We start from the raw sequence: 21,975 nt of genomic DNA on the forward strand, positions 1-21,975 counted from the left end.
GGCAGTTTATTTTCACTGGCTCAGAAGTCATCTCCGCCAACCTGCTCTTTGTGCCAGAACACCAGTTTTCGCTGTGTCCAAACCACCGTCGCAAATACAGCGAGACCAACGAGACTTAGGTACAGGATCAAGGAGAACACGCGCGGAGTATTGAGCTGCGATGCCGCAACACGGATCAACTCACCAAATCCCTTACCGCCCCCCAGGAACTCTCCTGTGATCGCGCCTGCCATAACACCAACTGCTCCGATTTTGAGGCCGGTGAATATCTGCGGCAGACCGGTTGGCAGCTTCATCTTGATCAATGTCTGCATCCGGCTGGCGCCCATCGTCTTGAACAACATGCGCGCGTTTTCGTCGGCGGCGTGAAGTCCGGCCGCAGTCCCAACCACGATTGGAAACGTCGCGATAAAGGCCGCAAGTGCCACCTTGGATTCAATGCCGAACCCCAACCAAGCCACAAAAAGAGGAGCGAATGCGACTTTCGGCATCGTATCGATAGAAACCAAATAGGGCATTACTGCCTTCTCGCCAAAGGCTGTTTCGCCAACCAAAACACCCAGCGAAAATCCGATCGCGATTGCCAGCGCAAAACCATAGATTACCTCTTTGATGGTAATCCACAGTGCCCCAAGCATGTAGCCGCCGGTCAAAAGGTTTTGCCCCACGAAGATCATATCTTTGAGGGTCTCCATCGGCGTCGGTAGAATGATCGGAGAGACCAGCCTAAGGCTGGTCACAATTTGCCAAGTTCCGACAAAAACCACGAAGACAAAGGTCATCGCCAGCCAGCGAGGAACCGAGTCGATAAAGTGAACCTTCTGCTCCCATACAGTGTCTTCTGAGGGGGCAGCGTCTTTTACGGAAGGTGAGTAATTCTGAACTTCGCTCACATTTCTTCTCCCTTATCAAGGAGGCTGCGAATGTAGTCAACGATAGCGCCGAATTTGGGTGTCGTCATCATGTCGAGTGTTCGTGGGCGTGGCAGGTCGACCTCAACGATTTCAGCAATCCTGCCTGGGCGCGGTTTCAAGACGACGATTTCGTCAGACAAAATAACAGCTTCCTGAATTGAGTGCGTCACAAGAAAAGCAGTCGCATCCTGTTCCCTGCAAATCCGCTGCAATTCCATGTTCATCATGTCGCGTGACAACTCGTCGAGCGCGCTGAACGGTTCGTCCATCAATAGCACGGCTGGTTCCGTGATCAGCATTCGGCAGATCGAAGCGCGTTGTGCCATACCGCCTGACAATTCGTTCGGATATACGTTTTCGAACCCTTGCAAACCTACGATGTCCAAAAGTTCATGCGCCTTGGCCATAGCTTGCTTGGCCGCCGCTTTTCCATCGCGGATCTCAATTGGCAAGACGATGTTTTCCACCGCTGTTTTCCAGGGGAAAAGCGTCGCTTGCTGAAACATCATACCGATGTCCCGGCGGGTCCCAGTGACTGGTTGCCCCTGAAGGATTACACGCCCTTTGGTGGGCGGGATCAGACCCGCCATGATCTTTAGTAGAGTTGACTTGCCGCACCCGCTGGACCCGATGACAGATGTGAAGCTTCCTTTCCGAAGCGTCAGATTGATGTCCTCGAGAGCGACAACAAGATTGCGTGCATAGGTCTTGCTTACATGGGTCAACTCATAGACCGGCGTGCCCAAAGGCGCGCCGGAAAACTCATGCGTGACTACAGCGTTCATTTGCTGACAGCCGCGTTGCCAATGGCAGCAAACTCGTTGGTCCAAGCAGCGCTCAGGTCATCCAGCGGCCCTGGGATTTCGCCCCCTGCAACAAGTGCGTCTTGCCATTCCTGCCAAACTTCGGCGGGGTACCATCCCAGGCCATTGCTCGGATCCGCCGCGATAGTTTTCGAGCGTACGGCATCGAACAGTGCTGACTGGAACTCCTTGTCCTCGCCTTCCTGCGGGTTGCCATCCGCCAAATGCTTCAAAACAGCTTCACGGTTGGCATCATCCAGTGCAAATGCATGACCACGTGCGAACGCGCGGCTCCAAGCTTCGACCAATTCACGGTCGTTGGCGATTGTGTCAGCCATTGTGGCGATGCCGTTACCGAAGAAACGCCCGAACTCCGCAGGCGTGATGTCACGCACCGCCATTCCGCGCTGGTTCAGAATTGCCGTATCAGCCGTCGAAGCAGAGTAAGCGTCGATTTCGCCGTTTAGGAAAGCCGCGGTCGCCGGGCCACCGTCGCCGACGGTAAGGAAGGTAAAGTCTTCACCCTCTTTCATGGCTGCTCCGGTCATCACGTTACGTGCAAAGCCGACTTCTGCGCCATCGGCCGTACCTGTTCCGATAACTTTACCTCGAAGCTCTTCAACACTTTGGATGTCAGAGTCTTCTGGCACGGCTATGCCAAAGTTGCTGCGTGCCGCAACGTTGTAGATGTGTACGGCATCTACATCCCGCGACCGTGCGGCAATTAAGGGGCCAGGACCGGGGCGACCGAAGTGAGCCTGTCCGGCGGACAATGCTTGAAGCACGGCTCCTGAGCCGTTGATCGCCTCGACGGTCACATCCAACCCTTCATCAGCGAAATAACCTTCGCCGATGGCGACAAAAACCGGAAATGAATTGATTGCCGAAGGGCTTGGCTGCACGAAGGTAATTTTACGCAAGTCCTGCGCAAAGCCCTGTGTTCCTAGTGCTCCTGCTACCGGAACCGCCGAAAGCATGGACGCTGTGAAAGTCCTTCTGTTCATCATTTTAGTCTTCCTCCCTTGCATGGTTGGCAACCCGCAGATTCAGCTATGCAGGAGCCACTTAAACGACGCGCACGGTATTCCTGAGCGTGCCGATTTCTGAAATTTCACAAACCACAGTGTCCCCGTCTTTCAGGAACTGTGGTGGGTCCATGGCGTATCCGACACCAGACGGTGTGCCGGTCGCGATTACGTCGCCAGGTTCCAGGGTCATACCTTCTGAAAGGGATGCGATCAGCGTTGGAATGTCGAAAATCATGTCCGACGTCGATCCGTTTTGGCGCTGTTCGCCGTTGACTGTTAATCCGATTGATAGAGCGTGCGGATCACTGATTGTATCAGCGGTCACTATGAAGGGGCCCAATGGGCAAGACCCATCTAAACCTTTGCCTTTGAAATACTGCCCACCATGTCGGCGTTGAATGTCGCGTGCGGTGATGTCATTGAGGATCGTATAGCCGTATACATGGTCGTATGCGTCAGCCTTGGCTATGTTTCGCCCCGGTTTTCCAATCACAACTGCCAGTTCAACTTCATAGTCAATGGCATGTGAGACCGAGGGGAATATCAGAATGTCTGCCTCTGGCGCCACAATCGATGTCGGCGGTTTTGTGAAGAAGACCGGATGCTCTGTTACGCCAATTTTTTGGTTTTGGGCACGTTCGCCCTCGGCGATGTGTTCAGCATAATTGCGCCCGACACAGAAAACGTTCTTACGCGGGGAAGGAATTGGTGCCAGAAACGGCGCGTCATCCGGGACCAGTGCGTCGTTTAGATTACCCGTTTCGGCCGATGAAACGAGGGTTTTCAAAACGCCGAGCGTTTCTTTTCCGCCTGCGATCAGATGCTGCATTGAACCTGCGTCCAGCGCTTCGCCAAGCACTTGCGCTGCGCGCAAAACGTCCAACTTGCCGCCATCGTTTAGTATTGCCACGCAAACGGCGTGGCCCTCTACGGAAACAGTTGCTAACCGCACTCGGCACTCCTCCCTCGTGCTTGTGTCAAGACGTGGTCACGGATCCTGTCCGGCGACTCGTTTCTTGCTTTCCTCTTGCCCTTGAGTTTTTTCCGACTTGGCGTTTCAATCAATCAACCAATCGCCAAATTGGGTGGAGATATGAGTGCACCAACCGAACTCGCGCACCGTGTACGCGACCTGATTAACAATGCCGGATACAGGCATAACGACAGGCTCCCACCTGAACGTGAGCTGTGTTCAAAACTTGGGACCACTCGCAATCAGTTGCGAAGAGCGTTGGCAGAGCTTGAGGCCCAGGGGCTGATCTGGCGTCATGTGGGGCGGGGAACATTTGTTGGTTCCAGGCCGGTTCTCAACCTCACCGATGTAACTTATTTGGGCAACCAAATTAAACCTGAGCAGGTTGTATCTGTTAGATTTACTATCGAGCCGCAGCTTAGCCGCCTCGCAGCGCTCCATTCCACACGTTCCGATCGTGAGCAAATGAGGCTATGCGCGGACAAATGTCGTACCGCAGAGGATTGGCGCACGTACGAAGCTTGGGACAATAATTTGCATTACGCTATAGCCCGCTCCACTCGTAACCAGCTCTTTTTATACTTCTTTGAGACTTTGAATTCGGTTCGAAGATCGATTGTTTGGGGGCAGCCACGCGAAACTTTAAAGCCCGCAGAAGACTATTCCAGCTTTAGCGAACATGATGTGATCGTGTCTGCCATAGCAAAGGGCGACTGTGAGCTTGCGGCCAGTGCCATGGTGGATCACCTGAAATCGGTTTATTCGCGGGTGCTGCCTACGAGCATCCAGTCCGACAGCTGAAGTAGCGCTGGTGCCCAACCAATTCGGGAAATGGTCGGGGCAGATTGTAGCCGTTGGTCTTGCAAAACAGCCTGAATTTTGGCGATGACTTGGTAAGCCGCCGCGTCCGTTTGAATGTGGCGTGGCATCGATCGGAAGGTATCTGACCGTTCGGAAATCCGATCTTTGGCAGTCAAGCGTTCAGGAGGAAAGCGATGTCCGATCATGTAGTTCCCGCGCCGCAGGTGCATGTCATACCCGTATCGGGGGGCGGCACGTTCCCGGTCCGGCGTGTCTACTGCATTGGGCGAAACTACGCGGCGCATGCAATTGAAATGGGCCATGACCCGAACCGGGAACCTCCATTTTTCTTTCAAAAGAACCCGAACAATTTGGACCCTTCAGGGGAATTCCCGTACCCTCCGCACAGTTCCGACGTGCACCACGAAGCAGAAATGCTTGTTGCGCTCAAGTCCGGCGGCACGAATATCTCGGTGGACGATGCATTGGATCATGTCTTTGGGTACGGCCTTTCGCTTGATATGACCCGTCGCGACCTGCAAGGGCAGATGAAAAAGATGGGCCGCCCGTGGGAAATTGGGAAAGCGTTTGAGCGCTCGGCGCCATGCGGACCAATTCACAAGGCATCAGAGGTCGGGCATCTCAACAGAGGTCCGATTACTCTGACGGTGAATGGTGAAGTTCGGCAAGAAGGCGACTTGAACCAGATGATCTGGAAAGTCCCCGAGATGATCTCTTACCTGAGCGACTACTTCGAGCTTGCGGCCGGTGACGTTATCCTTTCAGGGACACCGTCTGGTGTTGGTCCCGTCAACCGTGGGGATGTTATGGTCTTGGCCGTCGACAAGCTGGGTAGTCTGACCGTTCGCGTAACTTAAGACCTGCTGCAAAAACCTTACTCTGCGAAACAAACCGACGCTTGTGTAGACGGATAACAGATGCCCCATTTAGTCGCTGAATTGATCGCACGCCACGCAGACACTGCAAATGCCATTGGCGCGCCTGGCCGGTCTTGGTTGAGCTACCTTGGTTTGCGCGAGCATTGCGCGAAGGTCAAAGAGGATCTGCATCAGATCGGAATAGGGCGCGGCGACAGAGTGGCGATTGTGTTGCCCAACGGGCCAGAGATGGCGACTGCTTTCATATCCGTCGCCCAGGTTGCGACGACGGCACCTTTAAACCCAGTGTACACTTACGAAGAATACGTCTTCTATCTGAAAGACCTGAAAGCCAAGGCACTTCTTGTAAGCGAAAACGAAAACGGCCCAGCCGTGCAAGCGGCGACGGAACTGGGTGTAACCATCTTGCGGGCTTCTAGTGATAGTTCTCGCCCAGCCGGGCAGTTCTCCGTTTTAGTCTGTGACTCAATCGGAGTGGCTGATACATCAGCACCGGGCGAAGATGACGTCGCCCTGATACTTCACACATCAGGGACAACGTCGCGCCCCAAGATCGTTCCTTTGACGCAGGCCAATGTCTATTCGTCGGCGCGGAACGTGGCTTCGTCTTTGAAGCTGACGACAGACGATCGTTGTCTAAGTATAATGCCTCTGTTTCATATCCATGGTCTGATCGCGGCCGTCGCCGCTTCTTTATGCGCTGGATCGCAAATTAGCTGCACCCCTGGGTTCAACGCTCTCAGCTTTTTTTCACAGGTCGCTGAGGTTGATCCGACATGGTACACAGCAGTTCCAACAATGCATCAAGCTATTCTCGCCCGAGCCGCCCGAAACCAATCGATTATTGAGAAATCACGATTGCGTTTCTTGCGGTCTTCTTCCGCGTCGTTGCCCGCGCCGGTAATGGAAGAGTTGATTGCGACTTTTGATGCGCCTGTGATCGAAGCCTACGGTATGACTGAGGCTACGCATCAAATGTGTTGCAACCCGCTTCCTCCACAAAAGCAAAAGCCCGGATACGTCGGAGTAGCAGCGGGCCCCGAAGTCAGAATTGCAGACGAAACGGAAGATGTATTGATCGCTTCGCGTGATGTCGGAGAAATCGTTATCAGCGGTCCGAACGTGACCCCTGGGTATGAGAGCAACCCGCAGGCAAATGCAGATAACTTTTTTGAAGCGGATGGAAAACTCTGGTTTCGCACCGGTGATCAAGGGTCGTTCGACGAAGAGGATTATCTGCGACTGACTGGACGCCTTAAGGAGCTTATCAATCGCGGTGGAGAAAAAATCAGTCCACTTGAAGTTGACGCCGTGCTTCTAAGCCATCCGGACGTTGCTCAGGCAGTTTGTTTTGCCGTTCCCCACGTGAAACTGGGCGAAGATTTAGCGGCGGCGGTGGTGCTCTCAGAAGGAGCGACGATTGCAGGTCAGGAAGTCCGGGATTTCGTTGGCGCTCGGCTCGCAAAGTTCAAGGTGCCGACTTCAGTGGTTATTCTCGAAGAGATTCCAAAAGGCGCGACTGGTAAGATACAAAGGATCGGGCTGGCCGCTAAATTGGGACTGGCAAAGGCTTAGACACATGAAAATTTGCATCTTTGGTGCCGGAGCTATCGGAGGTTACGTTGCCGCGAAGCTCGCGCAGACTGACGTCGACGTCAGTGTCGTTGCACGTGGCCCACATCTGGCTGCAATGCAAGAAAAAGGGCTGACTCTCCAAGAGGATGGGCAGGACCCAATCAACGTGCCAATACGCGCCTCGGACAATGCCGCCGATCTCGGCCCCCAAGACTATGTCTTTATCACACTGAAAGCGCATTCCGTTCCAGCAGTTGTGGACTCGATCCAGCCACTGATTGGGGATGAAACGACAATAGTGAGCGGAGTGAACGGGGTACCCTGGTGGTATTTCCACAAGCTGGGCGGTCCCTTCGAGGGGACGAGATTGTCATCTGTAGACCCGGGAGACGCGCAATGGAACGGTTTCGGACCGGGTCGTGTGCTTGGGTGTGTTGTTTATCCGGCCGCGGAAGTCATTGCTCCGGGATCGATCAAGCATGTCGAAGGCAATCGTTTTTCTTTGGGTGAGCCCGATGGCACTAAATCAGACCGTGCCTCCAACCTTTCGGCTGCATTGTCCACCGCCGGGTTGCGCGCGCCCGTAAGACCAAGAATACGGGACGAAATTTGGCTGAAGCTATGGGGCAACTTGTCGTTCAACCCGATTTCCGCACTTACCCACTCAACACTTGATGTCTTGTGTACTGATGAAGGTTCACGCTTCGTGGCACGTGGAATGATGCTAGAGGCTCAGGAAATCGGTGAAAAACTGGGGGTTAGGTTCCCGATTGATGTCGAAAAGCGCATTGACGGAGGAGCGGCTGTCGGAGCACACAAGACCTCGATGTGGCAGGATTTGGAGCTGAACCGACCTATGGAAATTGATGCCTTGGTCACTTCAGTACAGGAATTGGGGCAACTGACCGGGATCGCAACACCCACAATCGACACTGTTGCATCACTGATAAAACTGAGGGCAAAGGTCGCGGGTCTTTACTAAGATTCTGCTGGCGATCATTTGAAGAGATCAGTTCTGGGCGGGCGGGGAGCTGAATAGCGATCCGGCGCTACAAAACGCAGATCTTTCAAGCGTCTTGTCAGAAGAACTTTGCTTGGGCGGGGCAGGAGTTTTGCTTGCTTTTGCCTATGCCTAGACCTGCCTCTTTCAAATCCTTAAAACCAATCTCGAGATCATCCACCTTTAGGTGATGCTGTACATCCGCTTTGTCCGCATAGCGGTCGTTGGGTCGCCGCAGAGCAAACATCCGCTAAGGCGCGAAATGCTGGGCGCGCGTAACCGCCGTTACATACCACGCGTCGCGCAATTTCGCCGCTTTGGTCCGCGGCATTGCAGTTATCTAAGGTCAACATTGAAACAGCCTGGAAAAAGTTTCTTTAACATATTGTTTTTAAAAATTATCCCAATAGCTTTTAATCAGTGGGTCGCAGGTTCGAATCCTGCACGGGTCACCACTGTTTCCTATTGTGAATGAACCATAAGAGTGCGAATTTGGAGCATAAGCTTGCGAATTCGCTCATCTGATAGAAATTCTTGAGATCAGAACGTAAAAAATATCGTTGGTTCGCTCTTAAGATATCGATCGTTACGTTCTTATCCTTTGCCTTCTCAGGCCATGTGTTTGGTGACCTGCGTCGCTTATTTTGCTGATTTGGAAAATTGCACTGGATGCCCGCGATATCTGCAAAAATCAACTGAGGCGGACGTAGGTGGACTGGGGGTATTCTCGTTGGTCGCAAACTTGCTGCCAACGACCTTGCCCAGCAAGCAGACATCGCGCTTGCATGCGGCATTGAACTTCTTAGCTCAACACGGCTCTAGTACATGCATAAAATTGGTGGACCCCGGGGGTGGGCATCTGGAAACCTCCATCCCTCCCGGTGTAATCTCCTTGGTGAATGAGCCACGCATCAAGAACTTCGCCGTCTCTTGGAGGCCCCGTTGAAAAGTACCGGTCTTAGTTTAAATCCTTTCTTCTGATTTCAAGCAGGCATAAATTTTGCAACCCAATGAAAACAATAGTTTATCGTCTGTGTTCGGTTTTGACGTTGATGTTGGGCAGATACTTCGAAACCTGAACTCGGATTTATTTGATGAATGGTTCTACGACTGTCTAAACTACCAAGACCTGCTCAAGTCGAAACCTCATGTTGTCGAGACAATTAAGAATGAAATCGGAAAAGGCCATGGACGCTACCCGCCTCAGTCCAGAATCGTCCGGAACATTCCAAAGAAAGGACTGCCTGTTCGATACTCGCTAGAGACAGATTTCTTTGATCGCTTTGTTTACCAAGCAATATGCACGTTTCTAATTAGGTTCTACGACCCCCTACTAAGCCACAGAGTACTTAGCCATCGCTACTCGAAGTATGGTAAGAAGTATCTTTTCCAGAACCGAATTGAGCGCTGGTTCACCTTCGAGGGAGTTACATTCACTTTTTCCCGTGATCAGCGGTATCTATTGGTAACCGACCTGGCGAACTATTTCGAGAACATCCGCAACAAGGATATTTTGAACGCGTTTGAAGAGTTGCTACCCGAGATCGACGCTAGTCCCGATGAGAAGCAACAGATTCGGAATGCTCTAGATCTTCTCGGAAAATGTCTTGAAAAGTGGAGCTTCTCCGACGGATTCGGGCTGTCGCAGAACCGTGATCCATCCTCGTTTTTGGCCAACATTGTGCTGTGTCGCATAGACAGGAGAATGGCGGAGCTAGGATACGACTACTATCGCTACGTCGATGACATAAGGATCATTTGCGAGACCCACGACGCTGCAAAAAAGGCAATGCTGGATTTGATTGGTTGTCTTCGTGAAAGAGGGCTTAACGTCAATTCAGCGAAGACCACAATTCTTGGTCCCAACAGCACAGACGATGAAATCGTAGCCGAATTTCCAAACCGTGACCCGCGGGTAGTTGCGATTGAGCAGATGTGGAAATCGAAGAGTAAGGCGATCATTCTAAAGTCAATAAAGTATCTCATTGCTTTACTGGTAGAGTGCATCGAACAGGAAAAGACACAATCACGGCAGTTTCGCTTCGCCGCCAATCGGCTGGCACAACTGACAGACATTGGAGCTCTATCGGCAGGCCAACTGGGAGGCCCTTTAACCGGCCTCTTGGTCGAAAGCATGAGCACCACTGCCAGAAACGCATACCACTTATTCGCATTTCCAAAGCGTGGGGCTGGCTTTGGCGGATGATTCCTGTCGGCGAATGGGTTAGGTGTTTGCCGCAAAAACCGGTCGAAATAGGCCTACTTTTTAGTAACTTGCGATACTGCCTAGCCCGGATCGATCAAAAGATGACCGCTTGGCTTTCGCTTCACGAATTCGTCTTCAATCCAGCGGAGAATGCGCCGTTGGCCCCCGAAAGCAACCATTTCTATCGCGTCATCAAAGCAAACCCAGCGGTAATCGCTGTGCTCGTGATTCAATGAAAGCTGGGCAGCGGCATCTACGAATGCAACAAAGACCGGTGCCATAGTGATGGCATCGCGATCTGCTTCGTAAAACTGCTCGCAAATATCCGCCGAATACAAAGTCCTGGGTCGCAAGCCGGTCTCTTCGACCAGTTCTCGAACAGCGGCCTGCCATGCTGTTTCACCGTCCTCAATACTACCAGCAACTTGGCACCATTCACCGATCAAAGTTTGGGTCCTCTTTAGAAGAAGAACCTCATGACGCGCGTGCGTCTGTCGAATGGCAACAAGCGAAGCAATAAACGACCTGATAGGGATTTCCGCCATCTGAGCACCTTGGGCCGAGAACAAACTGGTCTAAATAGGTTTAGTGGATGGTTGGCTGGAGGCAAGCTCGGCTTTACTCAGACAACCGACCTCGTTAATGGAACATCTATGGCTGCGTGTGACGTGTAAATCTGATGTACCCTAGGGTTACTGAACATTACCGCCTTTGGCTCTTGAAAGCTCGCGAAGCTTATTCTCCCAGGGCGGGTTCTTTCCAATCTTTGCGATGAGAAAGTCCATGAACACCCGGACTTTCGGCGAAAGCACGTTGGATTTCGGGTAGATCATCCACAGCACGTTTTCTTCAGCGGCCTCATAGTCGGGTAGAACGTGTTCTAGCAGTCCTGAGGCGAGCTCTTCATGAACGCTCCAAAGTGCATTCATCGAAATGCCAGCTCCCGCTATTGTAGCCCGCTTTTGAGTGAGCCCGTCATCTACAATCAACTGGTTCTTTTTGTCGCCATACTCAAACATTGCAATATCGCCTTGAGCAGATTTCAGGGGCCTTGGATCAAGATTGCTGAAAGCTATGAGTCTGTGACGCGCCAAATCAGACGGGGTTGCAGGTGTCCCATGGGTTTTCAGGTAGGATGGCGACGCGCAGAGAACCCGTTTATCATCCGCCAGCTTGCGCCCTTTCAAACTTGTATCCGACAGTGGGGAATACCTCAGGGCGAGGTCATAGCTGCCTTCGATAAGATTGAACTGAAGGTCAGACATGCGCAAATCGAGTGTCACATCAGGGTACTTGTCGAGGAATTCGGGCAGGATTGGTGCGATATAGGTCTGTGCGAATGTGCTGGGTGCCGTGAATCGTAGCGTGCCGCTTGCTTTGGCCGAGCCTTGCCCCAAAGCGGCAAGGGCCGCCTCTTCCTGCGCAACCATTTCCCGTGCAAAGGGCAGGAAATCAACGCCCTCTACAGACAGGGATACTCTGCGCGTGGTCCGGTGCAGCAGCTCGGATCCGACCCTGTGTTCAAGCTTGGACAGCTTTGCGCTGGAGACGGCTGGCGCCATGCCCAGTCTTCGCCCCGCCGCGCTGATGTTCAGCAATTCTGCCGCAAGGATAAACAGTCGCAACTCATCTGTATCTATTCCCATTATGCCAATTTTCCGAATTCTGAATACCTAAATGCCTGCTTTATTTAACAAATACCAGAAGTCATAAGCATGACAAAGGGAATGTCGTAGATTCCAGGAGATCGCTGCTATGACCGGAACAGCAACAGTCAACTATCATGTCCATAAGGACGAGCGGCAAGCATTTGAGCTGGATGCGGGTGGTATCATCGGCAATCTCATTTCACCCGAATTGGCCCCGACCGAAGTGCGATTGAACGATATGCGGCAGTCGGCACAAGCACTTCGATTTGCGCACGACGCGGTGGAGTTTGTCAATTGTCCCAGCATTGTTGAGGATTTTGCCGGAGATGCGTGGCGCACCACCTACGATGGTGAGCTCACACGGCTTTTGACGGATCGACTCGGTGTCAGCGAAGTGGTCATCTTTGACCACACAGTCCGAGTTGATGATCCGGAAGCGACGCGGAAGCCTGCGCGCAATGTCCACAGCGACTACAGTGAAGCTGGTGCGCAACAGCGGCTTGTTGACCTGGTGGGTGTAGAGAAAGCGGCAGAGTGGAGCAAAGGCCACTACGCCTTTGTCAACATCTGGCGACCGATCGGTGACCCGATCAATAGCGCGCCTTTGGGTTTTGTCCGTCCCTCAAGTGTTGATCCCGAAGACTGGATATTGCTGGACCTGATCTATCCGGATCGTAAGGGCCAAATCATGGGTCTGGTGGGCAACAACCATCACGAATGGCTGTATCAGTCCAAGATGACGCCGGACGAAGTGGCTTTCTTCAATATCTACGACAATCAGGGGCTGCCCTCTATCGCACATAGCGCGCTGGATATGGTCGAGGATCCAACTGTCACAACGATCCGCAAGAGTATCGAGAGCCGCACGCTGGTGCGTTATTGAAGCTTGGCAAATGCTTTCTAAAGCGCCCCAAAAAACCGGCGGGCAGAAGATCTGCAATTCAACTTTGTATGAAGGACTGACTACGTGAGTAAGACAATTCTTATCACAGGTTCGACCGATGGGATCGGTTTACTCACCGCGCAGAAACTTGCTGCGAGTGGGCATCGTGTATTGATCCATGGACGCAGCACCACAAAGCTCGAAGCTGCTGCGAAACAGATTGGTGGTGAGGTCGAGACCTACATTGCAGACCTGTCGGACATGGACGCGGTGAAAGCTCTGGCAGCAGAAATCCACAGCAAGCATGACAGGCTGGATGTTCTGATCAACAATGCCGGAGTGCTGAAGACACCCAAGGCCATACTGGGCAACGGGCTGGACATTCGCTTTGTTGTCAACACTTTTGCCCCATATCTTTTGACGGAGTTGCTGCTTCCCATCATGCCGGTCGAGGGCCGTGTTGTGAACCTGTCGTCTGCCGCGCAAGCGCCTGTGGATTTGGATGCGATGCGTGGCACAAAACACCTCGGCGATATGGATGCTTATGCACAAAGCAAGCTGGCCATCACGATTTGGACCCGCGAACTCGCAAAGACACGGCCCAATGGGCCTTTGATGGTCGCCGTCAATCCCGGGTCGTTGCTTGCGTCCAAAATGGTGAAAGAGGGGTTTGGTATGGCAGGCAATGACCTGAATATTGGGGCCGATATACTGATCGACGCCGCCCTTGGTGATCGGTTTACCAACGCGTCTGGTGCCTATTTCGACAATGATAGCCGAGATTTCGCAGACCCGCACAGTGCGGCATTGAGCCCTGAACATGCGTCACAAGTGATGGAGGCGATCCAAAGCTTCGTGCGCCAAAACAGCTGACCCACACCGCGCGCGGCAACCGTACCTACAATTTGTTTTTCCCCAACCCCCGCATCCTTGCTGCGGGGCAACAAGAAAGGAATGCCCGATGAAGTACGAGAATTTTCAGACATTTACGGTGGATGTGAAGGGCGCAATCGCGACCGTCACCTTCGATTTTGGGACAGTCAATGTTCAGGGACAAGAGATGCTGGCGGACCTCAACAGCCTTGCCATGCGCCTTGAGGGTGACCGTTCGGTGAAGGTCGTGATTTTCCAGTCGGCCAATCCCGAGGTCTGGGTCTGCCACTACGATACTGAGTTGCTCAAGGATATGTCGACAGAAGCTGTATCGCGCGACGACGCAAAACTTCTGGATTTGCAGGCTGTCTGCGAGCGGATCAGCAAGGTGCCACAGGCGACGATTGCGAAAATAGAAGGCTTCGCGCGCGGCGGCGGTCACGAGCTGGCACTTGCCCTCGACATGCGTTTTGTCGCGCGCGGAAAATACAAATTCATGCAGATGGAAGTTGGAATGGGTATCCTGCCCTGCGGCGGCGGTGCATCCCGCATGGCGCGTCAGACGGGGCTGGGCAAGGCGCTTGAGATCATCCTCAGTGCGCAGGACTATGATGCAGATGATGCCGAGCGTTTGGGTACGATCAACAAAGCGCTGGATCCCGATGAGATCGGTCCCTACGTGGATGCTTTGGCGCAACGTATTGCGCAGTTCCCGGCAGAGTCCATCAATGCCTGCAAGCAGATGGTCTATGAATCCATCGACCAGCCTATCCAGGATGCGTTGAAGGCCGAAGCCTATTGGCTGTACCAAGCCACCAGCAAAACGCCAGCTGTGAAACGCTTTGCCACTGCCGATGAGCAGGGCCTGGAACATGACATCGAAAACCAACGCAACTGGGGCGAGCTGGTTATGAAAGTGCAAGACATTAACTGATCTTGCATGACGCTGTTCTGGTCACCGCTTGGAGGTGGTGGCCAGAGGTTGCACTATGACTTGCAAAGATATTTTGCGACCAGATGCTGGATTTGGTCGCGGGGTGAGTCCAACAGGCATGGAAAGCTGATTGGAGGTCAGTGTATTGAACAAAGGTATTTTCCAACTGGCAATCATTGTCTTTGTCACTTTGTTGAGCCCGCCAAGCCTGTCTGCGCAATCGTGCGGTAATCTTGAAACGCCCTGTGTCGTCGAGGGCGGAACGTACCATGTTCTGTTGCCTGAAACGCCCGAGCCGACGGGGATTGTCATGCATTTGCATGGCGGTGGCAGTACCGGCGGCAGTATGCTCAAGTCTGATCTCGCCAGTGAGGCTCTTTCGCGGGGCTATGTTTTCCTAGCGCCGAACGGAGAGCATCCGGAAGCAAAATGGACAAAGGATTGGTCGGTCCGCGCAGATAGTATGAAATTCGAACGTAACGACGCAGAGTTTCTGAGCACGGTGTTGGCTGATATCCAAAGCAAGACTGACCTTGCAGAAGCTCCATTGCTCTTGTCCGGGTTCTCGCGGGGCGGATCAATGGTTTGGGACATGGCATGCTGGCAACCGGACTTTGCTGATGCCTATGCTGCTTTGGCAGGTGCTTTTTGGGAGAAGTTGCCAGACCGCTGTGCCGAACCGGTGTATCTTTTCCACACGCATGGATGGACGGACCGGGTGGTGCCGCTGGAAGGGCGATCTTTCTTTGATGGAACAGTGGTTCAGGGAGATGTCTACGCTTTTGATCCAGCGCGTAGTCCTGAAGGAAGCTGTGTTCAACCAGGGCATCGGCGGGCAAGTCATACGTTGCCACCAGCTTGTTGGCATTGATGTCCCAGCCAGTAAAGCTTCGCTTACCGAGGTCGAGAATCCACATCACGCCGTCGTCGGTAATGCGGGCGGCAATGACCGCACCCAGATTATCGTTCGCCTCTTTGGAAGGATATTCGACCATGGTGCCGTCAGACAGGCGTTCATAGAGTTTCGCCTTGGATGCACCCAGCGGTGACATGCTCAGGAACATGCGACCATCGGTGGAGAAGAACGGATCGCCGTAGCGTGTGTCATGGGTTGCCTTGCCAAAAGAACCAGTGCTGACCGGGTGACGGCGCATAGCCCTTCGTACCACTCGCCCATTCGCCATCCGTCATGCGCACATGTCGGGACTGGGACAGAACACTGTTCTGCTCCATCCAGATGCAGAAATGGCGATAGGACGGGCTACGGTTGTCCAATGTCAGGCTGACCCAGACGCGCCGCAGAACCAAACGGTACAGCGACAGGAACGCAAGGCGAAGAAAGGCAACCACAACCCCAAAGGCACCCAGTGCCAGACCACCGGCGAAAAAGTCGCTGGTCAGGGCATTGGTCAGAAACTGATCCACGATCGCCATCCTAGCCCCCTGTTACGTCTCGAAAGTCATGGCCTTTGAAGCACCGCACCGGGTTGCCGCGCTGTAAAGCGTGATGCAGCCCATTGCGGAGCGCCTTCTGGTCGGCCTCTGACGCGGCGGTGCGGGCGGCCAGCAATTGCTGAAGCCGCGCCAGCGCCAGCGCTTTGTTGCGATGTTGTGACCGTGCCGCACGCGCCACCGCAGCAAGCCCGGTTGGCCGGTGGGTCGCGCGCACCGCGCTGTCGGTTGTGTTCTGATGCTGCCCGCCGGGACCACCGGCGCGAAACGTGTCGAACACGACATCACCCGCACGAAGATGATCGGGGTTTTGCGCGGGCACGGGCAAATCGAACACGCCAATGAACCAGTTGGCGCGCTTATGCGATGGGCGGAGCCTGCTTGACGCGCACCATTGGATCGTACCGCGCCAGTTTCGGGCGAAATCCGCCGCAGCTGCACCGCTGACGACAACCACCGCAGATCTGACGCCGTGTTCAGAACGTTCGGCATGCGCATCGAAATCCAACGCCTCGGCCTCGGCCTCGGAACGCATGGCCTTCAGCACATGCGCCACCGCCTGCTGACATTCAGCCGGGCCCGAGCCGCTGGTCACCAAAAGTGAGATATGTTCGGGCGCGTTCATCTCTGCCCTCCCTCTCGGACCTTCTTGAAGGTGATGAGCGGATGGAACCGCGCCACGCAATCTGCCGCACCGGTGCGATGCAGATCCTCTGCAACGGATTGGGCGGATTTATAGGCCAAAGGCGCTTCCTCAACCAAAAGATCACGGTCTTCACACAGGATGCGCCCGCCAAACGGGGTGTGCTGCATGGCTTCAAGGTCGGATCTTTTGGCCCGAACCCGCCCATGCATCGAAGACCGGTCATAGCGCCGCCCCGCACCATGCGCCAAGCTACCCAGCGCGTCACCGTGACCGGTCGGAGCCAGAAGGTAGCTTGCACTTGCCCGCGACCCGGCAAGCGGAACATGGTCGCGCGCGGCAATCGCCGCCCCTTTACGGTGCAGCCAACCCTGCGCTGTCTGCTCGATCAGGTTATGGGGCGCATCGACCACCAGTTGCAGATCAGCCCGCAGCGCCTCGGCTGCCCGTTCAGCAATGATCTGGCGGTTCAGGCGCGCCCAGCGCACGGCCCGGTCATGATCGCGAATATATGCCCGCGCGTTGTCACTTTCCGCGGCAAGTCCCGCAAAGGCCCCCGTGGGCAAAGCCGCCAGAACCGCATTGCCAAATCCGCGAGAGCCGGAATGCACCAGCAGATACAGGCGCGTCGTGTCCAGACCGACCTGAGCGACGGCGTCGTCCAACTGTTGAACCTCGCAAAAATGATTGCCACCACCGATGGTACCCAAAGCATCAGCAAAGAGGTCGGGCGCAAAGCCTGCCTCCTCCAACCGTGCTCCGTTGCTGTGATCGGCGGGCCCGCCCAGCGCGCGCAGCCGCCGCACCGCCTTGTCCAACTTCAGCCTGTGCACAGGCAAATCCAGCTGGAACAGCGACATGCCGCAGCCGATATCGTTCCCAGCCAGTTGCGGATAGATCCTGTTTGCCAGAACGGCACAACCGACCGGCCCGAATTTACCGGGATGCAGATCCGGGAACGCCGCGATTTTGCGCACGCCGGGCCAACCCGCGATGTCCTCAAGTTGTTGTTCGGCCCGACCATCAATCCAGGCCGCAGATGTATAGAATTTCGTGATGATGCCGTCGCTGATCACAGCGGACGCGCGACCATCCAAGACAGAATTGCCCATAAGACAGTACCCAAAAACGTATGTAGAAACGCCAGCCAAACGCCAGCGATTGGGATCAAACCTGATCTGATTTCAGCTTAGGTATTGATCGGCCCCGAAAGGGCAAAATTGCGAATAAGCATATGGTTCCCTTTCTTTGCTAGGGGTTACGGTTTGGGTCCGATGGACCGATGTGAGACCGCCGTTTAGTTGGGAACGCCGATTCACTCAAAGGTTTTAGGCGCGCCCTGCAAAGCATGTGACCAAAAAGTCACTCTACCGTGTCCTAGCGGGCACTCCTTGTCACGTGAAAACCCGGACCCTATTGGGCTTCAAGTGAACAGAAAGCTTGGGAATTGAGTTCGCGCCCGGTCCGAGGAAAAAGCCTGTTGGACCGGCTGTTCCACCCCATCAAGGCTGCATCCGCCGTAGAACTCCAAATTCTTCGCAAGCTCTTGCAACGCTACAGCACCGCCATCCTGCTCGACAAAAGGCGCATGGGTGGACAGGTAGAAAGCGGGGCGTTGTTGTTGCAACCAGGGGCGCAGATGGGGCACCAGCGCAAATTCAGCGCCTTCCACATCCATCTTGACCAATGAAACATCGCTCAGATCCACCGCTTTTTCAAACGTCTCCCATGACAGGCTCAGCGCCTCGGTGCCCTTGCTGGTGTCGCCAAGCACGGACGTCATGGAATCCCCCGGCTCGCCGCCCAGGCTCGCCATGCGCATCACCCCGGTTTCTCCCCAAAGCGCGGCCCCAAAGGCCGAAACATTGGTGATCCCGTTCAATTCGAGGTTCCAGATCAAATAGCGATAGGCAACGGGATCGGGCTCAAAACACCACACATGGCGCGCACGGCGCGCGGCATAGAGTACAGTGGCCCCGGCCCAGGCGCCAATGTCGACATAGTCGCGATCAGGCGACAGAAACTTGTCCAGCATGGCAAAGGTTTCGGGCTCCCAATCCCCGGCGGTCGCTTTGCGCCAGAATTTGGAGTGATAGGGATCCAGCCGGAACGGATCCCCATTGAGGCGGCCATTGTAATAGCCCCGTGCCCGATAGAACATCTTGCGCAACTTGATAAGCATGGCCGGCCTTTGCTGAGGTTTGGTCTTTGTTTGCAACTGCTTGTGACACAACTTGGCGCGCCACCCAAGGGCGCGCGGTTCAATCCAGCTTGAGCGACAGCAGCTGAAGCTCGGTATAAAGGTGATCCAGCTCTGGCCCGTTCAGGCTCTTGGATTTCACAAAGCGCGGTGCGGGCAGTTTGATACGCGTCGCATCGTCTGGGTCACCGCCGCAGAACCGCGCATCTGCCGAAAGCACCGCGTTGTCGGCTGGCAATAGGGCGTCTGCGATCTCTTGCCCGAAACGGGTCAGAAACCCCTCATGCGCGTCACGAATATAGAGCACATCCCACCACGGCTGATCCGCCCCTTTTTGCGTCACCGAAAAGATGGCGAAGCTTTCACCTTCGGGGTGACGCATCAACACCGGGCGCACCCCATAGGGCAGCAGATCCTGCATATATCGCGCCTCATGCGGCTGAAGATGCGGCAGCAGATCCGCAGGATCGGTGATCACGTCCAACAACTCCGACCCGGCGCTGCTCCGCTGCCAATCCCAGCGATAATCGTCCAAAGAGGCAAATCCGCAGGCCCTTAGCGCCGCCATCGTGCGCGGATTGCTGGTGCTCGTCATGCTGGTATAGTGTCGATCCGGGTCAGCTGTGGCCCGGACCATCATCAGCAGCCCCGCACTGCCACGGTATTCCTTTTCCACATACCACGCGCACATATTTGTCAGGTTCAGCACCCCTTGCGGCAACATGCGTTGGGAGTGAACGGCCCCCAGATAGCCCACAATGCGCCCATCAGCCTCGGCCACATAGCCATAGTTGGGCTTGGGCATGTTCCAGTCATAATCAAAGATGCCGCGCCAGCGTTCTGGCGACAGTTTTGAGTTCATCTTGCCATGCAGCAGCGCCACTGCGGCCTCGGTATCCTCTTTTTCGGCAGGTCGGATGATCATGACGCCAAAACCTCGCTGGGCGCGGGAAACCGGACAGCCGGATGCGCCGTGAGGTGCCCCAAAAGCGTTTCGCAAAAATCCCAGGTGGCGGCGTCGTGATCGATATGATGGGTTAGCAGCCCGGTGGGTTCAGCCGCATCGGCAGAACCGGTCCGACGCGCGATCAAATGGTCGGTGAGGAACGATATGGATTTGGCCGTGCCGGTAAACCGGGCGCCGCCTTTCCATTTGATTGGATCGCAATGGCTGTTGACCAAGCGCAGCCCCGGCGCGGCCTCTGCCGCCGGCCGCGCATCACACAAGGACAGCGCGGTATAGCCCAACGCCGGAAGCCCCGCGACAACGCTCGGGTCAATGCGGTTCCAAGGGGGCACCATGACAGGTAGAAACCGGTCAGGCCCAAACAGCTCCGCCAGGACCCGGCGGCCTTGTTGCAGCTCGTCCAAAACAGTCTCTAACTGTCTATGACGGCCCAATTCCCACGCGCCTTTGTCACCGCTGCCCTTGGCGTGGTTAATATGCGCATACCCGTGCTGCGCGACATAGGCAGTTGGATGGGCCAGAACCGTGTCGGCAAAGGCAACATCCGCAGTCGCCGGAATCGAGGCCAGAACAACGGGTGTGCCGGTCTTGGCCGACAGCGACAGCAGACGCGACAGCTGTGGACCGGGGCGCGAGGCATCATCATCGCGCCACCAGAACGTGGCGATGCGTCCTTGAGCGTGCCATTGATCCAGTTCGGCGTTGAGCGTGTCCCAGGCTTCTGTATGTGCTGCCTCGGTCGAATTTGGCATGTCGCTATCTTGCGTCACCATAAGCCCCATCGTTTGTCTCGCCCCATGTGCTATTACAACGGGTCGCGCGATGCCATTGCCAAACGCATGAACACCAAATTGCGAAGTGATTTTACCAAGATACCGACCAAGACTATCCTCGTCACAAGAGTTTCCTTCCCCTCTTTGCAGGGATAAGAGTTGAAAACCACAATTCCTGACCTGTCACCTGCGCGCTCATGATCCTTCACGACCAAACCACCCCGGACTTTCTGCACGATCTTTCGCGGATGTGGCAGCCCGGCACGCCCAGCTTTGCCCTTCTGCCGCACCGGTTTGATCAGGACAGCGCGTGGGTCGAAGCCTGCGTGCAGGCGCTGCCCGAAACTCTGCGCACCGATCATGTCTTGCTGGCCACGTCAGGCTCAACCGGGGCGCCCAAGCTGCTGGTGGCCAGCAGACTACGTGCCGAAGCCATCGCCGTTGAGATCGGTCAGATGCAGGGCGTGGCCCCCGGGGATACGGCGATCATGACCCTGCCGCTCAGCTATTGTTTTTCTTTCGTAAACCAATGGGTGCTGGCACAGAAACAGAGTCTAAATAGGATCTTCGCGCGCTTGTCCGATCCGGACCACTTCGCAAAGGTTCTGGGGGAAAGCGAACGGGGTTTGCTCTGCCTTGTAGCGGCCCAAGTGCCGTTGCTGAGCGCTTTGGGTGAAGTCAGCTTTCACAAAATCAAGACCGTGGCATTTGCAGGCAGCCCGTTTCCCTGGGCTCAGTCCCACACCCTTGCCCGGCTGTTTCCCAATGCACGTTTCTTTGACAATTACGGCTGCGCCGAAGCCATGCCGCGCCTGACCATCGCGGACGTCACCGCGCATGTGCAGGCCGATACCACGCCGCCTTTGGGTCAGCTTGGTACTCCCTTGACCAGGATCACCCTGCGCAGCTCTGACAGCGGTGAGCTGCAATTCCAAAGCCCCTACGCCGCGCTGGGCTCTGTCGCGCCCGAGGGCTATACTCCCTTTGCGCCAGATGGCTGGATCGCGACCGGAGACCGCGCTGAGCAGGATAGCTCGGGTCATTGGCAGCTTCTGGGGCGCACAAGCGAAGTGTTCAAGCGCCATGGAGAAAAGATCTCGCTGCTGCGGCTACGGGAAACCATTGAAACCGTATGGGATCAGGAATTCGTTCTGGCACCTGCAAAGGATCGCTCTGGCGAGCCCGGGGTGCAGCTGTTCCTGGCAGGGTCGGCGGATCGTGCCGCCGCACGCACGATCCTGCAAAGGTTTCGCGCGGCCCATCCGCGGGCACATTGGCCGCTGCAAATCATTCGCGTTGACAAGCTGCCACGGCTGAGCAATTCAAAAATCGATCTTCTGGCACTGGAAACGCTGCCGGATCAGGAAATCCTCTGGGATCAGCGCGTGTAAAAGGAACAGAT

The 21,975-nt window shown here is 55.0% G+C and carries 22 protein-coding genes and 1 pseudogene; 9 read left to right on the plus strand and 14 right to left on the minus strand.

The features are described 5' to 3' along the window. Positions 1 to 20 precede the first annotated feature (20 nt). From GOW40_RS11390 to GOW40_RS11405, 4 genes are all read right to left on the minus strand, one after another. Positions 21 to 893 carry an ABC transporter permease gene (locus GOW40_RS11390; RefSeq protein ID WP_171132466.1) on the minus strand — a complete coding sequence of 291 codons (873 nt, stop codon included), beginning with the start codon at positions 891 to 893 and terminating at the stop codon, positions 21 to 23. After that, positions 890 to 1,699 (minus strand): ABC transporter ATP-binding protein, encoded by an 810-nt coding sequence (locus GOW40_RS11395; RefSeq protein ID WP_170336353.1) that lies wholly within the window; start codon positions 1,697 to 1,699, stop codon positions 890 to 892. Before GOW40_RS11395 ends, GOW40_RS11390 begins: the two co-directional genes overlap by 4 nt. Further along, complete coding sequence (locus tag GOW40_RS11400) at positions 1,696 to 2,637, minus strand: ABC transporter substrate-binding protein (protein ID WP_254444414.1); 942 nt, start codon at positions 2,635 to 2,637, stop codon at positions 1,696 to 1,698. Before GOW40_RS11400 ends, GOW40_RS11395 begins: the two co-directional genes overlap by 4 nt. A 145-nt stretch (positions 2,638 to 2,782) precedes the next feature. Beyond that, positions 2,783 to 3,655: a fumarylacetoacetate hydrolase family protein gene (locus tag GOW40_RS11405; protein ID WP_371731837.1), complete on the minus strand. Its 873-nt coding sequence runs from the start codon at positions 3,653 to 3,655 to the stop codon at positions 2,783 to 2,785. Positions 3,656 to 3,838: 183 nt separating this feature from the next. Here GOW40_RS11405 and GOW40_RS11410 point away from each other — a divergent pair, with 183 nt between their 5' ends. The 5 genes from GOW40_RS11410 to GOW40_RS22435 all read left to right on the plus strand — a co-directional run bounded on the left by GOW40_RS11410 (position 3,839) and on the right by GOW40_RS22435 (position 10,199). Further along, positions 3,839 to 4,519, plus strand: a complete 681-nt coding sequence (locus tag GOW40_RS11410) for a FadR/GntR family transcriptional regulator (protein WP_170611065.1) — start codon at positions 3,839 to 3,841, stop codon at positions 4,517 to 4,519. A 194-nt stretch (positions 4,520 to 4,713) separates the two neighbouring features. Next, a complete protein-coding gene (locus GOW40_RS11415; protein ID WP_171132468.1) occupies positions 4,714 to 5,397 on the plus strand; it encodes a fumarylacetoacetate hydrolase family protein in 684 nt (227 codons plus the stop codon). A gap of 60 nt (positions 5,398 to 5,457) precedes the next feature. After that, positions 5,458 to 6,993 (plus strand): acyl--CoA ligase, encoded by a 1,536-nt coding sequence (locus tag GOW40_RS11420; protein WP_171132470.1) that lies wholly within the window; start codon positions 5,458 to 5,460, stop codon positions 6,991 to 6,993. 4 nt (positions 6,994 to 6,997) lie between these two features. Further along, positions 6,998 to 7,975 carry a 2-dehydropantoate 2-reductase gene (locus GOW40_RS11425; protein WP_171132472.1) on the plus strand — a complete coding sequence of 326 codons (978 nt, stop codon included), beginning with the start codon at positions 6,998 to 7,000 and terminating at the stop codon, positions 7,973 to 7,975. Between the two features lie 1,051 nt (positions 7,976 to 9,026). Next, the gene (locus GOW40_RS22435) at positions 9,027 to 10,199 is read left to right on the plus strand and encodes an RNA-directed DNA polymerase (RefSeq protein ID WP_171132474.1); all 1,173 of its coding nucleotides are present in this window, start codon (positions 9,027 to 9,029) and stop codon (positions 10,197 to 10,199) included. A gap of 80 nt (positions 10,200 to 10,279) precedes the next feature. Here the strand turns inward: GOW40_RS22435 and GOW40_RS11435 are convergent, their stop codons facing one another. The 3 genes and pseudogenes from GOW40_RS11435 to GOW40_RS22440 all read right to left on the minus strand — a co-directional run. Continuing rightward, a complete protein-coding gene (locus GOW40_RS11435) occupies positions 10,280 to 10,744 on the minus strand; it encodes an NUDIX pyrophosphatase (RefSeq protein ID WP_171132476.1) in 465 nt (154 codons plus the stop codon). Positions 10,745 to 10,891: 147 nt separating this feature from the next. Further along, positions 10,892 to 11,629, minus strand: a complete 738-nt coding sequence (locus tag GOW40_RS11440) for a substrate binding domain-containing protein (protein ID WP_371731847.1) — start codon at positions 11,627 to 11,629, stop codon at positions 10,892 to 10,894. A gap of 39 nt (positions 11,630 to 11,668) precedes the next feature. Continuing rightward, a pseudogene (locus GOW40_RS22440) lies at positions 11,669 to 11,845 on the minus strand (LysR family transcriptional regulator); the annotation flags it as partial. A gap of 109 nt (positions 11,846 to 11,954) precedes the next feature. Here GOW40_RS22440 and GOW40_RS11445 point away from each other — a divergent pair. The 3 genes from GOW40_RS11445 (at position 11,955) to GOW40_RS11455 (ending at position 14,538) form a co-directional block, all read left to right on the plus strand. After that, positions 11,955 to 12,731, plus strand: a complete 777-nt coding sequence (locus GOW40_RS11445; protein ID WP_171132478.1) for a CmcJ/NvfI family oxidoreductase — start codon at positions 11,955 to 11,957, stop codon at positions 12,729 to 12,731. 84 nt (positions 12,732 to 12,815) lie between these two features. Next, complete coding sequence (locus GOW40_RS11450; RefSeq protein ID WP_171132480.1) at positions 12,816 to 13,604, plus strand: SDR family NAD(P)-dependent oxidoreductase; 789 nt, start codon at positions 12,816 to 12,818, stop codon at positions 13,602 to 13,604. Between the two features lie 88 nt (positions 13,605 to 13,692). Beyond that, entirely contained in the window at positions 13,693 to 14,538 is an 846-nt protein-coding gene (locus GOW40_RS11455) for an enoyl-CoA hydratase/isomerase family protein (protein WP_171132482.1), read from the plus strand. Between the two features lie 350 nt (positions 14,539 to 14,888). On the opposite strand, the gene GOW40_RS11460 is transcribed toward GOW40_RS11455, so the two are convergent. The 7 genes from GOW40_RS11460 to GOW40_RS11490 all read right to left on the minus strand — a co-directional run bounded on the left by GOW40_RS11460 (position 14,889) and on the right by GOW40_RS11490 (position 20,552). Further along, complete coding sequence (locus GOW40_RS11460; protein ID WP_171132484.1) at positions 14,889 to 15,692, minus strand: hypothetical protein; 804 nt, start codon at positions 15,690 to 15,692, stop codon at positions 14,889 to 14,891. Then, the gene (locus GOW40_RS11465) at positions 15,643 to 15,972 is read right to left on the minus strand and encodes a hypothetical protein (RefSeq protein WP_171132487.1); all 330 of its coding nucleotides are present in this window, start codon (positions 15,970 to 15,972) and stop codon (positions 15,643 to 15,645) included. Before GOW40_RS11465 ends, GOW40_RS11460 begins: the two co-directional genes overlap by 50 nt. A gap of 1 nt (position 15,973) precedes the next feature. Then, positions 15,974 to 16,615, minus strand: a complete 642-nt coding sequence (gene prfH, locus GOW40_RS11470; protein WP_171132489.1) for a peptide chain release factor H — start codon at positions 16,613 to 16,615, stop codon at positions 15,974 to 15,976. Beyond that, on the minus strand, positions 16,612 to 17,745 hold the full coding sequence (locus GOW40_RS11475) for an RNA ligase RtcB family protein (RefSeq protein WP_171132491.1): 1,134 nt from the start codon (positions 17,743 to 17,745) through the stop codon (positions 16,612 to 16,614). The genes prfH and GOW40_RS11475 overlap by 4 nt, the downstream gene beginning before the upstream one ends. A gap of 311 nt (positions 17,746 to 18,056) precedes the next feature. Continuing rightward, positions 18,057 to 18,815, minus strand: coding sequence for an FkbM family methyltransferase (locus tag GOW40_RS11480; protein ID WP_171132493.1), 759 nt, complete (start codon positions 18,813 to 18,815; stop codon positions 18,057 to 18,059). A 79-nt stretch (positions 18,816 to 18,894) separates the two neighbouring features. Beyond that, a complete protein-coding gene (locus tag GOW40_RS11485) occupies positions 18,895 to 19,758 on the minus strand; it encodes a GNAT family N-acetyltransferase (protein ID WP_171132495.1) in 864 nt (287 codons plus the stop codon). Further along, positions 19,755 to 20,552 carry a polysaccharide deacetylase family protein gene (locus GOW40_RS11490; RefSeq protein ID WP_171132497.1) on the minus strand — a complete coding sequence of 266 codons (798 nt, stop codon included), beginning with the start codon at positions 20,550 to 20,552 and terminating at the stop codon, positions 19,755 to 19,757. The genes GOW40_RS11485 and GOW40_RS11490 overlap by 4 nt, the downstream gene beginning before the upstream one ends. A gap of 218 nt (positions 20,553 to 20,770) precedes the next feature. Here GOW40_RS11490 and GOW40_RS11495 point away from each other — a divergent pair, with 218 nt between their 5' ends. Next, positions 20,771 to 21,964, plus strand: a complete 1,194-nt coding sequence (locus GOW40_RS11495; RefSeq protein WP_171132499.1) for a class I adenylate-forming enzyme family protein — start codon at positions 20,771 to 20,773, stop codon at positions 21,962 to 21,964. Positions 21,965 to 21,975: the final 11 nt, after the last annotated feature.

This window comes from Ruegeria sp. HKCCA6707 (assembly GCF_013033515.1).
Classification (GTDB): domain Bacteria; phylum Pseudomonadota; class Alphaproteobacteria; order Rhodobacterales; family Rhodobacteraceae; genus Ruegeria.

Bases quoted from the DNA above. Each gene is read 5' to 3' on its own strand.
- GOW40_RS11425 (WP_171132472.1), top strand. From the start codon at position 6,998: ATGAAAATTTGCATCTTTGGTGCCGGAGCTATCGGAGGTTACGTTGCC.
- GOW40_RS11410 (WP_170611065.1), top strand. From the start codon at position 3,839: ATGAGTGCACCAACCGAACTCGCGCACCGTGTACGCGACCTGATTAAC.
- GOW40_RS11455 (WP_171132482.1), top strand. From the start codon at position 13,693: ATGAAGTACGAGAATTTTCAGACATTTACGGTGGATGTGAAGGGCGCA.
- GOW40_RS11445 (WP_171132478.1), top strand. From the start codon at position 11,955: ATGACCGGAACAGCAACAGTCAACTATCATGTCCATAAGGACGAGCGG.
- GOW40_RS11440 (WP_371731847.1), bottom strand. From the start codon at position 11,629: ATGGTTGCGCAGGAAGAGGCGGCCCTTGCCGCTTTGGGGCAAGGCTCG.
- GOW40_RS11490 (WP_171132497.1), bottom strand. From the start codon at position 20,552: ATGCCAAATTCGACCGAGGCAGCACATACAGAAGCCTGGGACACGCTC.
- GOW40_RS11395 (WP_170336353.1), bottom strand. From the start codon at position 1,699: ATGAACGCTGTAGTCACGCATGAGTTTTCCGGCGCGCCTTTGGGCACG.
- GOW40_RS11485 (WP_171132495.1), bottom strand. From the start codon at position 19,758: ATGATCATCCGACCTGCCGAAAAAGAGGATACCGAGGCCGCAGTGGCG.
- prfH (WP_171132489.1), bottom strand. From the start codon at position 16,615: ATGAACGCGCCCGAACATATCTCACTTTTGGTGACCAGCGGCTCGGGC.
- GOW40_RS11495 (WP_171132499.1), top strand. From the start codon at position 20,771: ATGATCCTTCACGACCAAACCACCCCGGACTTTCTGCACGATCTTTCG.
- GOW40_RS11415 (WP_171132468.1), top strand. From the start codon at position 4,714: ATGTCCGATCATGTAGTTCCCGCGCCGCAGGTGCATGTCATACCCGTA.
- GOW40_RS11475 (WP_171132491.1), bottom strand. From the start codon at position 17,745: ATGGGCAATTCTGTCTTGGATGGTCGCGCGTCCGCTGTGATCAGCGAC.
- GOW40_RS11480 (WP_171132493.1), bottom strand. From the start codon at position 18,815: ATGCTTATCAAGTTGCGCAAGATGTTCTATCGGGCACGGGGCTATTAC.
- GOW40_RS11435 (WP_171132476.1), bottom strand. From the start codon at position 10,744: ATGGCGGAAATCCCTATCAGGTCGTTTATTGCTTCGCTTGTTGCCATT.
- GOW40_RS11465 (WP_171132487.1), bottom strand. From the start codon at position 15,972: ATGGCGATCGTGGATCAGTTTCTGACCAATGCCCTGACCAGCGACTTT.
- GOW40_RS11420 (WP_171132470.1), top strand. From the start codon at position 5,458: ATGCCCCATTTAGTCGCTGAATTGATCGCACGCCACGCAGACACTGCA.
- GOW40_RS11460 (WP_171132484.1), bottom strand. From the start codon at position 15,692: ATGCGCCGTCACCCGGTCAGCACTGGTTCTTTTGGCAAGGCAACCCAT.